The sequence below is a fragment of the Rhizobium sp. P1_E1 genome, assembly GCF_056406015.1.
In genome coordinates, this window is record NZ_JBFUAY010000017.1 from 1 (window position 1) to 12506 (window position 12506).

Here is a 12506-nt window from a genome sequence, read left to right on the forward strand (position 1 = left end):
CCTGTCCGGTGCGTGAACCGATTGGAGTTTGGTCATGATCGGCAAAAGGCGCGCCCCGCGCGCGGCTCTGACAGGTCTTCTGGTTGCAACGATGGTGCTCGCCGGCTGCGGCGGCAGGCCGGTCGGTGTCATGCAGGCGGCCGGCACCGTCGCTCCGGGCACCTCGAAGGTCGATCTTCTCGTCGCCACGACACGCGCTGCCGACGACAATCCCGCCGTGCTTTTCTCCGGTGAGCGCGGCACTGGCCTCGCCGTCAATGCCGTCGATGTCTCCATTCCGCCGGAAGCCAATCGCAAGGTCGGCCAGGTGCAATGGCCAAGCCGCCTGCCGGCCGATCCGTTGCGCGACTTCGTCACCATTTCCGTCGATCCGCTGGACGGCGAGCGGGCCGGCGAGACCTGGCTGAAGACCCATATGCCGAAGAGCCGCCGGGTGCTGGTCTTCGTCCACGGCTTCAACAATCGCTATGAGGATGCCGTCTACCGCTTCGCGCAGATCGTCCATGATTCGCATGCCGACGTCGCACCCGTCGTCTTCACCTGGCCGTCGCGCGGCAGCATCTTCGATTATAATTACGACAAGGAAAGCACCAACTATTCCCGCGACGCGCTGGAGGAGCTGCTCACCCGTACCGCCGCCAATCCCGCCGTCAGCGACGTCACCATCATGGCCCATTCGATGGGCACCTGGCTCACCGTCGAAGCGCTGCGGCAGATGGCGATCCGCAATGGTCATGTCGCCGCCAAGATCAACAATGTCATCCTCGCTTCGCCGGACCTCGATGTCGACGTCTTCGGCCGCCAGTTCGCGAGCCTCGGCAAGGAAAGGCCGCACTTCACCATCTTCGTCTCGCAGGACGACCGGGCTCTGGCGCTGTCGCGGCGCATCTCCGGCAATGTCGACCGGCTCGGCCAGATCGATCCCTCGGTCGAACCCTATCGCAGCAAGCTCGAGGCGGCCGGCATCACCGTGCTTGACCTCACCAAGCTCAAGGGCGGCGACCGGCTGAACCACGGCAAGTTCGCCGAAAGCCCCGAGGTGGTGAAGCTGATCGGCGACCGGCTGATTGCCGGCCAGGCGATCACCGATTCCAATGTCGGGCTCGGCGAGGCCGTCGGCGCGGTGGCGATGGGCGCTGCCCAGACTGCAGGAAGTGCCGTCAGCGTCGCCGTCAGCACGCCGATTGCGATCTTCGATCCGCGCACCCGGCGCAACTACGACGCCCAGCTGAAGCGTCTCGGCCAGTCGATGAACAACACCGTCGGTTCGGTCGGCGACAGCGTCGGTGCCAGCCTGCCGGAAAGCCAGTAAAAATTCCACAGAGCAATTCCAGCAAAAGTGCACAGCGGTTTTGCGTTTCGGAATTGCGAAAACCAAAGAGATAGGGAATTTCCCGTAATTCGGAGAAAACGGAAATTCTCTAGGCATCGCATCTTGATGTGATATATCAGGCTACGACGGCAATTCTGTCTGCCGTGCGATGGGTTGATGGCATGGCGGATGAGATGAAGAAGAAGGTAGCGGTCGTCGGCGCGGGCGTGATCGGCGCCTCGATCGCTTTCGAACTGCAGCGGCGCGGCCTTGAGGTGACGCTGATCGACAAGGGCGAGCCGGGACGCGGCACCTCGTTCGGCAATATGGCGAGCATCGCGCTGGATTTTGCCGCCGGCTCCGGCCCTTCGACCTGGAAGAAGATCCCCGGCTGGCTGCTCGATCCGGAAGGCCCGGTCTGGCTGCGGCCCTCCTATGCCGCCAGGATGCTGCCCTGGTTCCTGCGCTTCCTCGCCGCCGGCCGGCCCTCGCGTCTCCGAGAGATCGAGGATGCCGGCATGAGCCTGTCCAACCGCGCGCTCGGCGATTTCAGGCAGATGCTCCAGGCGATCGGCGCACCCGAATTGATGACCGAGGAAGGTTGCCTGGCGATCTACGAGACGGAGGCGGAATTTGCCGCCGATCGCGGCCATCTCGCCATGATGCAGCGCTACGGCCTCGAATTCGAGGTTTTGAGCAACGGCGCCATCCAATATTACGAACCCACCCTGTCACCGGCGATCGCCAAAGCCGTGCTGCTTCCCGACAACAAGTCGATCCGCGACCCCTACAAGCTGGTGGTGAAACTCGCCGACGCCGCCAAGGCTGCGGGCACGACCTTCGTCTCCGGCACTGTGCGGAATATCGAGCGCAGGGGCGATGGCACGGCCGTCGTTCTCCTCGAGGATGGCAGGCGGATCGAGGCCGGTTCGGTGGTGCTTGCCGCCGGCGTCCACACCCGTTTCCTTGCCGAAAAGCTCGGCGAGCCGATCCCGCTCGAAACCGAGCGCGGCTATCACACGCAGATCATGAAGCCCGGCATCTCCATGCGTTATTCGGTGATCTGGCCGCATCGCGCCTTCATGGTGACGCCGACGGCGGGCGGCATCCGTGTCGGCGGCAATGTCGAGCTCGCCGGTCTCGATGCCGCGCCGGATTTCCGCCGTCCGCGGGTGCTGGTGCGCCATGCCCAGCGCGCGCTGCCCGGCCTGAAGGTCGAGGAGACGACGGAATGGATGGGTCATCGTCCGGCGCTGCCCGATACGATCCCGATCATTTCGCCGTCGTCGAAACTGCCGGGCGTCTTTTATGCGACCGGCCACGGCCATCTCGGCCTGACCTTTTCGGCAACGACAGCGCTCGTGATCGCCGATATGGTGACCGGGCTCAAACCATCCCTCGATATGACCCCGTTCCGCATAGACCGCTATTAGGAGGCCCCGATGTCCGATACCAGCAAACCCGTAGCGCTGATCACCGGCGGCGGCCGCGGCATGGGCGAGGCGATCGCCCGGGAGCTCTCCGCCCAGGGCTATCAGCTGGCGTTGATGTCGCCGTCGGAAAGCTGTGAGAAGCTGGCGGCCGAACTCGGCGGCGTCGCCTCGCGCGGCGTTGCCGAAAAGGCCGAGGATCTCGAGGCGATCTTCGATCTGACGATGAAGACCTATGGCCGCATCGACGCCGTCGTCAACCTGAGCGGTCATCCGCCGAAGGGCGACCTGCTCGATATTTCAGACGAGAACTGGACGCTCGGTTCCGACATGATGATCCTGTCGCTGGTGCGCATGGCCCGCCTGGTGACGCCGGTCATGCTGAAACAGGGCAAGGGCGCCTTCGTCAACATCACCACCTTCGCGGCCTACGAGCCGTCGCTGGTCTTCCCGGTTTCCTGCACCTATCGTGCCGCTGCAGGCGCCTTTACCAAGCTTTATTCCGATCGTTATGCGGCCGACAATATCCGCATGAACTGCATACTGCCGGGCTATATCGACAGCCTGAACCACAAGCCCGAGACCGCCGAGAAGGTTCCGATGAAGCGCATCGGCCATGTGGAGGAGATCGCCAAGACCGCGGCCTTCCTGCTCTCCGATGGCGCCGGATATATCACCGGCCAGAATATCCGCGTCGATGGCGGCGTCACCCGTCACGTCTGATCTGGAGTTTTCGATATGAGATGGAAGCGCACAATCCAGTTGCTGGATGTCCACGCCGAAGGTGAGATCGGCCGCGTCGCGATCGGCGGCGTGCCGAAAATCCCGGGCGATACCATCGCCGCCCAGCTGCACTGGCTGAACACCGATCCGAAGGGTGACGAATTGCGCCGCTTCCTTTGCCTGGAGCCGCGCGGCGCGCCCATCGGCTCGGTCAACCTGCTGCTGCCGGCACGGCACCCGGAGGCCGACGCCGCCTTCATCATCCTGCAGCCCGACCAGGCGCATGCGAGTTCCGGCTCGAACTCGATCTGCGTCACCACGGCCTTGCTCGAATCCGGCATCGTCGACATGAAAGAGCCGGAGACGATCGTCACCCTCGAAACCGCCGCCGGCCTGGTCAAGGCGACGGCGACCTGCCGCGACGGGCGCTGCGAAAAGGTCAGGCTGACCATGGTGCCCTCCTTCGTGCATGAGCTCGATGTCAGGATCGACACGCCGCATTGGGGAAAGATCAAGGCCGACATCAGCTACGGCGGCATCTTCTATGCGCTGGTCGATGTCGGCCAGATCGGTCTGACGATCGAGAAGGCCAATGCCGCCGGCCTCGTCCAGGCCGGCATGATGCTCAAGGAGCTGATCAACCGCGGCATCAAGGTCGTCCATCCCGAGATCCCGGCGATCTCGGGCGTCGCCTATGTCATGTTCCGCGATACCGAAGCCGACGGCACGGTGCGCACCTGCACCACCATGTGGCCGGGCCGCGCCGACCGCTCGCCCTGCGGCACCGGCAACTCCGCCAATCTCGCCACCCTTTATGCGCGCGGCAAGGCCAAGATCGGCGACGTCTTCACCTCGAAATCGATCATCGGTTCCGAATTCGAGGTCGGCCTCCAGGCAGTGACCGAGGTGGCCGGCCGCCCCGCCGTCATCCCCACCATCACCGGCCGCGGCTTCACCTTCGGCCTGACCCAGGTAGCGCTCGACCCCTTTGACCCGCATCCGAACGGTTTTGCACTGACGGATGTCTGGGGACCGTCGGCGGGAGAGATTTGAGCGTTCAGGGCGGGATGCCGGAACTGTGAGGCGGGTTCCTGACGGTTCGCGCCGATGGCTGCCCCTCACCCTAACCCTCTCCCCGTAAACGGGGCGAGGGGACGTACCCTGCGACAGGCCAGTGGGGAACGGAGAGGTCGCGACATGTCCCCTTCGCCCCGTTTACGGGGAGAAGGTGGCGGCAGCCGGATGAGGGGCAGCGGTGCGCTCCAACGATCCTGCGAAGCCTCCGCGACCGACTGCCTAGAGGTTATGCATGATCGGCGTAAGTCTGCCTGCGCGCAGCATCCCCGGTTCGAGTGTCCCAACCCAGCATGGCCAGCTCGGCCACGGCCTCCAGTTCGCCACGCGTCGCGCCGTCGCGGGCCAGGATCGACATGCCATTCTGAACGGTCTGCACGAAGCGGGCAAGCGCGTGGACGTCGGTCGAGACCGGAATTTCGCCTGCTGATATCGCCTGGTTCAGGCGCTGCTTCAGGCGGTCGAGCGTGACGGCGCGGGCGGCTCGCACGAGTTCGCCGAGTTCCACATGGCCCTCGCTGCCGACCGAAGAGAGCGCCACCATGCAGCCGCGGGGAATATCCACGACACAGCCGGTCAGGGCAGCGGCCGAATCCATCAGGAGCGACATCACCGCTTCACGGGCCGTGCCCGCGGAGAGGAAGCCTGCCCAGACGAGCGCCTCGTTGTTGTCGCGATAGTGGCGCAACGCCTCGGCATAGAGCGCCTCCTTCGAGCCGAATGCCGCGTAGAGACTCGGCGATCCGATCCCCATCGCCTCGGTGAGATCGGCGATCGAGGTCGCCTCGAAGCCCTTGATCCAGAACAGGCGGGTTGCCCGCGCCAAGGCTGTTTCCCGATCGAACGCCCGCGGCCGCCCGCGACTGCGGGCAGGGGTTTTATCGACTTCCGAGATCTCATCCGATTTTTGCATCGATCATTATATAAACCCATTGACACCCCATCGCAACGTGCCTAGCTATTTATGTGTCGATCACTACAGAAAGAGAAGATCATGACAGAACTGGCTGGAAAGCGTGCCCTGGTAACAGGCGGCTCGCGCGGCATTGGCGCCGCCATCGCATTGGCGCTTGCCGACAAAGGCGCTGATGTCGCCATCACTTATGAGCGTTCGGCCGATCGCGCCGCCGAAGTCGTCCGGGCGATCGAGCGCAAGGGCCGCAGAGCGCTTGCCATCCAGGCCGACAGCGCCGATCCGGCAGCCGTGAAGCGCTCGGTCGACGAGGCGGCCCAGGCACTTGGCGGTCTCGACATTCTCGTCAACAATGCTGCAATCGCGCTTTACGGTGCGATCGCCGACGTCAGCGTCGAGCAGATCGATGCGCTGCTGGATGTCAACGTGCGGTCGCCCTTGCTCGCTTCGCAGGCCGCGATCCCCTATCTGCAGGCGGGCGGCCGCGTCATCACGATCGGCTCGGTCGGCGCCGAACGCATCGTCGGTGACACCGGTACGGTCTATTTCATGACAAAATCCGCGCTCCACTCGTTTACCCGCGGCCTCGCGCGGGAACTCGGATCTCGCGATATCACCGTAAACCTCGTCCAGCCGGGTTCGACCGACACCGATATGAATCCCGCCGACGGCGACTTCGCCGACTTCCAGCGTGCCCTCATCCCACTTGGCCGTTATGGCGAACCGGAAGATGTGGCGGCCGCTGTGGCGTTCCTCGCAAGCCCTGCTGCAAGGCACATCACCGGAACCATTCTCACAGTGGATGGCGGCCTGAACACCTGAATCGGGAGGTGTTGCTTCCGGCCCTCAAAAGACAGGGGGACCGACAGATGTCGGCCCTTCTTTCTCACTTATGCGTTAGCCAAACGAGGTGACGGCCAGCATCGTGTCGGAGAGCCTGTGGCCGGGCGTGGGGGTCGCGTGCAATGCGCGCTCCGCGTAGCTGTACAGCAGCGCGGGATCGTCGATCACATGTGCCGGAACGGCGTAGTAGCGGCGAACCGTCACCTCCCTGCCGGCGGCGCAGTAGCTGAACGGTTCGGAGCCATCTGCCTCGAACTCCGCGCGCATCGCTTCGTCGACGCGGAGATACAGCGTGCCCTTCATGACGAACCCGAACTGCGCGCCGTTTCGGACCAGGGCGGATCCGCCGAAGAAGCGCCTGATATCGATGCAGCCGGCTGGGGCGATCTGGCCGGCAAAGTCGAGCGCCAGCCCGCGTGTCGCCTCGCTAGTCATGCTGCTGCTCCGCCAGAAGATCGAAGAAGCCGGTGATCGCGCCGAACCGGCCATCGGAAATCACCCCGAAACTCGTGCCGGTCTGCAAGACCCTCTCGTCTTCGTGGCGCAGTGCCCAGCGCGCCAGAGAACGGTCATTATGGTGGAGAACGCTCAATATCTTGAACCGGCCTCCCGGCATGCTCTCCTTGAAGCCGGCCATATAAGCCGAGAGACCGGCGCGCCCCGCGATCGCTCCATTCGGGTCGCAATAGGTCACCTCGTCAGCGAGGCAAGCCAGCATTTCCGGCTCACGAGCGTCAGCGTCCAGCGACCAGATGGCTGCATATCGATTCCACAGGGCCTCAGGTGTCATGACATCGTCTCCAGTTGATTGAATTCATCTTCTATTGCCTGCCGCAGGCCGGCCTTGTCATCACCGCCGCGAATGAGCACGAGGAGTCCCTGATAGAAGGCCAGAAGGCGGGTGGCTGTCCTGTTCGCCTTGGCTCCGTCACCGTCTCGAACGATGGTCGGCACTTCGGTCAGCCTCGCGCGGAATGTGGTACGAAGGAGGCCGAGCGCCGCTTCGACACGGGGATGCGGATTGACGCCGCCGCCGAATTCCACCGCCATATTGGTGATCAGGCAGCCAAGGGAGCCATCGTCGGGCTCATGCAGGAGCGTGAGGAACAATTCGCGCAACCCTTGAAGCCCGCTTCCTGGCGGCGCAAACCGCGCGATGCGTCCCTCCAGCACCGTTCGGTGGTAATGTTCGAACGCTGCGTCGAAGAGGCCGGCCTTGTCGCCGAAGGCGTGATAGATGCTTCCACCCTTGAGCCCCGTCGCCTCCTCGAGGTCTCGGATTGATGCAGCTTGATAGCCCTGCTTGCGAAAGATGTGCATCGCCCCCGTCAGCACCGCCTCCTCATCGAATTCCCGCGTTCGGCCCATTGTCGCCCCGATTCTTTATCAATTGTTCTAGAATGACTGATAAAGAATCCAAACGCAACGGCCTCAGTGACTTTCGGCGAAATTCTCGCCGGCCGACCTCGGTCATCCCAAGCGCGTGGGTATCCATCGCTTAAGGTTTAGGATGATGTTTCGGTGGAATGGCCGGTCGGCCAGGTGGACGGCGCTTGTTCGACGACAGACTCCAGCATCTCCAGGCTGAACCCGACATACCGCGGCCCCCATCAACCGCGCTGCAAAACTCTGGCGCTGACCTGACCTGTGGCAAGATTCTCGGCCGGCGCTGGCCTGCCAAGCAGATACCCTTGGCCGATGTCGCAACCCAGATCCTGAAGCCGCTGAAGCTGGCTCTCCTCTTCGATACCCTCGGCCGTTATCGTCACGCCAAGTCCCACACCGAGAGCGATGATTGCCTTGATGACCTTGTCTTGCTTGTCATTGGTCTCGAATGAAGAGACGAAACTCCTGTCGATCTTGATCTTGTCGAACCGGTAGTTGGATAGTTGTGAGAGGCTGGAATATCCTGTTCCAAAGTCGTCGAGAGCAATCCTGACCCCCGCATTCACCAGATCGTCGAGGACGATTCGTGCCGTGACAGCGTCCTGGATGATGGCGCTCTCCGTCACCTCCAGCTCGACCCTGTGCGCGGGCAGACCGACATCGCCCAATATCTTGAGAATTCGCAGGCCCAGCAACCGATCGCTCAGTTGGATCGGAGAAAGGTTGAATGACAGGACGAGCTCATTTGGCCAGGAAAGCGCATCGGTGCAGGCGTGGCGAAGCAGTTGGTCTGTCAATTCGACGATCAGACCGGCTTCCTCTGCCACAGGAATGAATTCGTTCGGTGGGATGAATTCGCCGGAGGCCGTCTTCCAGCGCGCCAGCGCCTCGAAGCCGATAATCCYATTCGTCTTCAGGTCTACGAGAGGTTGATAGTAGGGAACGATCTCAGCCTTCTTGATGGCTGCTCTCAGATCCGCTTCCACTCGAATCCGTTTCGCCAACTCGTCCTGCATCGAAGCCACGAAGGGCTTCACCAGATTGCGCCCCTGCTTTTTCGCCACATACATCGCACAGTCGGAATGTCGAATGACTTGACTGAGGTCATCGCCGTTCTCCGGAAAAAGCGCGAAGCCGACACTGGCGCCGAGGTCGACGGCGACACCATTGAATGTGAACGGCTTGCCGATCACGGTCACTATGCGGTTCCCCAACGCGACAAGATCGGGATTTCCAGTGCGCCGCGCCAGAACAACGAACTCGTCTCCGCCAAGGCGGAAAACGTGCTCGCGGGGAAAGAGGGAAGAGAGCCGCTGGGCAACAGTCTTCAGCACCGCATCCCCGTGATCGTGCCCGAGGAGATCATTGATCTTCTTGAAGCCGTCGAGATCGATGCTGAACACGGCGTAGGTTTCTTGTGCCCTTTGATCGGTCATCGCCTGTGCGCATACGGAATCCAGAAACCTGCGGTTAGGCAGTTCGGTCAGCGTGTCGTGACAGGCGATCCAGTCAACGTTCTTTTCGGCCTGCAGCCTGCGATTGACCTCCCTCGAAAGATCCCGGATCCTCAGCGCGGAATAAATCAACCCGAGAAACCCGGAGATATTGAGGGCGAGGAGCGCATGGTCCAGCGGATAGTCATGATGCTTTTCGATGAATCCATCCAGCCCTTCATGCCATTGGAAGAGCCAAGACAGGCAGAAGAGAAGCAGGAAGATCGCGAGCCAGGCGACGATCTCCATCTGCGGTCTGGTTGGTTGGATGCGAGGCATATGAACAGGCTCCTGTTGTGTGAAGAGCCGTCATGGCCAGTTTGCTACGCTCGTATCAGCGAATGCCGACGACGGATGGCGCAACTTCACGGCATCGGCGATCCTACGCCGTGATCGAAGACCGCCTCAATTCATTCGGGCGGAATTAAGAGGGCCGGTATCGCAATGGCTGATGAAGCCGCGCAGCACCGACAAATCCCAAAGATCGTGCGCTTGGTAGGTTAATGGTGGGTTGCCTTTACGAAGGCACGGGAGTTTCGCTGCGCACAATGGATATCTTTGCCGTAAATCGGATGAGGATTCGGTTCCTGTCCATCGGTCGCGCATCCCGGAGCCGATCAACCTGCCAGCATCGTATCCGCCAGGCTGTAGCAGTGGCTCGCCTGATAGGCGTTCCGGCCCCGGTTCATGTGCGTCACATTGAAAGTCCGAATGGCGCGCAAGATGCGGCGCTCCGCGAGGAATTTGCGGATCGAGGCCGAGCCCCGCACGTTGATGCCGAAAATGTCCTCGCCGCGCGGAAAAAAGTAACCGACGTCTTCGGGCGTCGTGACGCAGTGCTCGAGAAAAGCCTCGTCCACATCGCCCTGCGCGGGTGAATGGTCGGTGGTGAAATGCGAAAGATGCACCAGGAATCGTGCACGCAGCCCTTCGCCATCGGCGTAGAGCGTGAAAAGCTCCATCCAGCTCGCATTAACGCGGACGAGCGGCTTGTCGGAAGTCGAGGGCAGACAGGAAACTGACCAGTAGTGACGCTCGGTCTTGCGCGGGATGGGGATGCAGGTCTGCCCGTATACCCCGAGAATTTCCAGAACGTCTTGCGCCTGCGGGCGACGAAGCAGCTTCTGGAACCGCGCGACGTACTTGAACCGCTGTTCCAGGGACTCCAGACGCTCTTCGGCGTCGATCAAGTCTGCCTCGCCTTCTATCCACGCCTGCTGCTGCTCAGGATCCAGAAACTTGCGCAGACCGGTGGTGCTGCGACGAGGGGTCGTGCTCATGTCAGGTGCCATGCGAGATCCGTCTTCTCATCGCTTCACCGGCCTGATCCCGCGACGTCGGCTCCTGGTGGTGAGGCGCCGTTCGCAGCCGAGCGGTTTGCCGGCGCGGTGGACCAACGCACCGGCCGCACAATAACATCCATCGAACGAATGGCGAAGACTGCCCTTCAGCCGGCCCGAAAGCCAAAGTCTGCCAACGACCAAACCGCTGCGCACTTTTGCCGGAATTGTTCTAGTAAACGAACGGATCGACCCCGGCCGCAGCATGGGTGCCCGGCTCTTTCGGATAAATCACACCCTTGCGCAGGATGATGTTGGCATAGAGCCTGGGCTCGCCGGTCTGGATCACCGCATGGGCGGTCTTCACCCTTCCGTAGAAATCCTGGCCGATCAGCGGCACCACCTGCCGGTGCGGCTCGTGGCGGGCGCAGCAGTCGATCATCTCCTCATGCACGGGATCGAGCTTGTCGCGCTCGGCCTTGACGGTCGAGCGGAAGATCGCCTCCGCCACGAAATCGTCGATCGGCAGCACGCTGAGCACGGCATTGAGGACCGGGATGAGGTGGTGGCCGTCGAGCCGGATCAGCCGGCGGGCATGTTCGACGCCCGGATAATTGCCGTCGACGATGGCGATCTCGTCGCCGTGGCCCATGGCGCGAAGCGTAAAAAGCAGCTCCGGGCTCAACAGCGGATCAAGTCCTTTCAGCATGGTCTACCTCCTTGAAGAGTACGTTCTGGTCGGTGAGGTAACGCGCGAAGATCGGCAGGCTGGCGCCGCCGATGGCGCGCGCCTGGGCGCCGACCGCGCCCTCGATGATTTCGGGCATGACGACGCCCTGCAGGTCGAGCTTGGCGGCTTCGTCGATGGTCGCCTGCACGACGCGGCTGCGCACCCAATCGGGAAAGCCGCCGTCGATGACAGCCGCGCTGAAATCGACGATCGAGGCGGCGGCAACGATCGCCTGCGCCAGCGCCTTGGCGCTATCCTGGATCCAGGCTTCCATCGGCTCGCCGAAATCCACCCAGCCGTCGGCGGAATACCACAGCGGCTCGGGATCGATGCCCCGCTCGCGCAGCATGTTCTCGAGCACGAAAATCGAGGCGATTTCAAGCAGCTGCATCGTCTCGCCGTTCTTGCCGCGCACAGGCAGCGGCCCGATCGCGCCTGCCGTGCCGGTGCGGCCGGAAAAGATCGCCGAATTCAGGACGATGCCGCCGCCGATGAAGGAGCCGATGAAGAAATAGACGAAATCCGGATAGGACGGTCCGACGCCGAAGACGAGCTCGGCGCCGCAGGCGCTGGTCGCATCGTTCTGCATGAAGACCGGATGGGAGACGCGCGCGGCGATGTCGGCCTGCAGGTCGACGTCGCGCCAGACCTCCATGGCGCCTGGCGGCGCACCCACCTCTTCAGCCCAGTTCCAGAGCTCGAAGGGGGCGGCGATGCCGAGGCCGGCGATGCGGCCGCGCTGCTTGTCGTCGAGCCGGTCTTCGAGCTCCCGGATGCCCGAGGTGACGAAGGCGAGGATTTCATCCGGCAGCGGATAGGCATAGGTTCGGTGCAGCTGCATACGGATGCGGCCGACGAAATCCATCAGCACCAGATCGGCGCTGCGCCGGCCCATCTTCAAGCCGAAGGAATAGACGGCATCCGGATTGATATGCATCGGGATCGACGGCTGGCCGACACGGCCGCGCACCGGTTCCCCGCGCGACAGCAGCCCTTCCTTCTCCAGCACCCGCATGATGACGGAGACGGTCTGCGCCGACAGCCCGCTGCGGCGCGCGATATCGGCCTTCGACAGCGCGCCGTAGAGACGCACCAGCGACAGCACGAGCCGTTCGTTATAGGCGCGCACCCTGACCTGGTTCGCACCTCCGGCCGGATTCAGAATTGGTGGCGGGACCGGTGTGTGTTCCGGTCCTTCCAAGGACGACATGGCCGCTCCTCCCGATTGTTGGCCTATGCCCTAATTCGATTGAGCATGCCACATCGAATTAATAATTCAATTGGATTTATTTATTGACAAGCCGATTTCTTTTCGCTCTTAA

The 12506-nt window shown here is 62.5% G+C and carries 13 protein-coding genes and 1 pseudogene; 5 read left to right on the forward strand and 9 right to left on the reverse strand.

Annotated features, from left to right (window positions below):
* Window positions 1–34: 34 nt before the first annotated feature.
* From AC1D1Z_RS09255 to AC1D1Z_RS09270, 4 genes are all read left to right on the forward strand, one after another.
* Window positions 35–1312 carry an alpha/beta hydrolase gene (locus tag AC1D1Z_RS09255; RefSeq protein WP_168277709.1) on the forward strand — a complete coding sequence of 426 codons (1278 nt, stop codon included), beginning with the start codon at window positions 35–37 and terminating at the stop codon, window positions 1310–1312.
* Window positions 1313–1494: 182 nt separating this feature from the next.
* Complete coding sequence (locus AC1D1Z_RS09260) at window positions 1495–2745, forward strand: NAD(P)/FAD-dependent oxidoreductase (protein ID WP_130715513.1); 1251 nt, start codon at window positions 1495–1497, stop codon at window positions 2743–2745.
* A gap of 9 nt (window positions 2746–2754) precedes the next feature.
* Window positions 2755–3465 carry an SDR family oxidoreductase gene (locus AC1D1Z_RS09265; protein WP_447011049.1) on the forward strand — a complete coding sequence of 237 codons (711 nt, stop codon included), beginning with the start codon at window positions 2755–2757 and terminating at the stop codon, window positions 3463–3465.
* 15 nt (window positions 3466–3480) lie between these two features.
* On the forward strand, window positions 3481–4518 hold the full coding sequence (locus tag AC1D1Z_RS09270; RefSeq protein WP_447011050.1) for a 4-hydroxyproline epimerase: 1038 nt from the start codon (window positions 3481–3483) through the stop codon (window positions 4516–4518).
* A gap of 250 nt (window positions 4519–4768) precedes the next feature.
* Here the strand turns inward: AC1D1Z_RS09270 and AC1D1Z_RS09275 are convergent, their stop codons facing one another.
* On the reverse strand, window positions 4769–5452 hold the full coding sequence (locus AC1D1Z_RS09275; RefSeq protein WP_028731614.1) for a TetR/AcrR family transcriptional regulator: 684 nt from the start codon (window positions 5450–5452) through the stop codon (window positions 4769–4771).
* Between the two features lie 81 nt (window positions 5453–5533).
* On the opposite strand from AC1D1Z_RS09275, the gene AC1D1Z_RS09280 reads away from it, so the two are divergent.
* Window positions 5534–6274, forward strand: coding sequence for an SDR family NAD(P)-dependent oxidoreductase (locus tag AC1D1Z_RS09280; protein WP_210066808.1), 741 nt, complete (start codon window positions 5534–5536; stop codon window positions 6272–6274).
* 75 nt (window positions 6275–6349) lie between these two features.
* Here AC1D1Z_RS09280 and AC1D1Z_RS09285 read toward each other — a convergent pair whose 3' ends face one another.
* The 8 genes and pseudogenes from AC1D1Z_RS09285 to AC1D1Z_RS09320 all read right to left on the reverse strand — a co-directional run bounded on the left by AC1D1Z_RS09285 (window position 6350) and on the right by AC1D1Z_RS09320 (window position 12394).
* Entirely contained in the window at window positions 6350–6730 is a 381-nt protein-coding gene (locus AC1D1Z_RS09285; protein ID WP_168331391.1) for a TfoX/Sxy family protein, read from the reverse strand.
* Window positions 6723–7085 carry a nuclear transport factor 2 family protein gene (locus AC1D1Z_RS09290; RefSeq protein WP_112905850.1) on the reverse strand — a complete coding sequence of 121 codons (363 nt, stop codon included), beginning with the start codon at window positions 7083–7085 and terminating at the stop codon, window positions 6723–6725. Before AC1D1Z_RS09290 ends, AC1D1Z_RS09285 begins: the two co-directional genes overlap by 8 nt.
* Window positions 7082–7663, reverse strand: a complete 582-nt coding sequence (locus tag AC1D1Z_RS09295) for a TetR/AcrR family transcriptional regulator (protein ID WP_168331392.1) — start codon at window positions 7661–7663, stop codon at window positions 7082–7084. The genes AC1D1Z_RS09290 and AC1D1Z_RS09295 overlap by 4 nt, the downstream gene beginning before the upstream one ends.
* Window positions 7664–7905: 242 nt before the next feature.
* Window positions 7906–8751, reverse strand: a complete 846-nt coding sequence (locus tag AC1D1Z_RS09300; protein ID WP_477850321.1) for a putative bifunctional diguanylate cyclase/phosphodiesterase — start codon at window positions 8749–8751, stop codon at window positions 7906–7908.
* Window positions 8752–8772: 21 nt separating this feature from the next.
* Window positions 8773–9453, reverse strand: a pseudogene (locus AC1D1Z_RS09305) (diguanylate cyclase domain-containing protein); the annotation flags it as partial.
* Between the two features lie 338 nt (window positions 9454–9791).
* Window positions 9792–10466 (reverse strand): hypothetical protein, encoded by a 675-nt coding sequence (locus tag AC1D1Z_RS09310; protein ID WP_130715521.1) that lies wholly within the window; start codon window positions 10464–10466, stop codon window positions 9792–9794.
* Between the two features lie 220 nt (window positions 10467–10686).
* Window positions 10687–11163: an RbsD/FucU family protein gene (locus AC1D1Z_RS09315; protein WP_018485575.1), complete on the reverse strand. Its 477-nt coding sequence runs from the start codon at window positions 11161–11163 to the stop codon at window positions 10687–10689.
* A complete protein-coding gene (locus tag AC1D1Z_RS09320) occupies window positions 11147–12394 on the reverse strand; it encodes an ROK family transcriptional regulator (RefSeq protein WP_018447702.1) in 1248 nt (415 codons plus the stop codon). The genes AC1D1Z_RS09315 and AC1D1Z_RS09320 overlap by 17 nt, the downstream gene beginning before the upstream one ends.
* Window positions 12395–12506 lie beyond the last annotated feature (112 nt).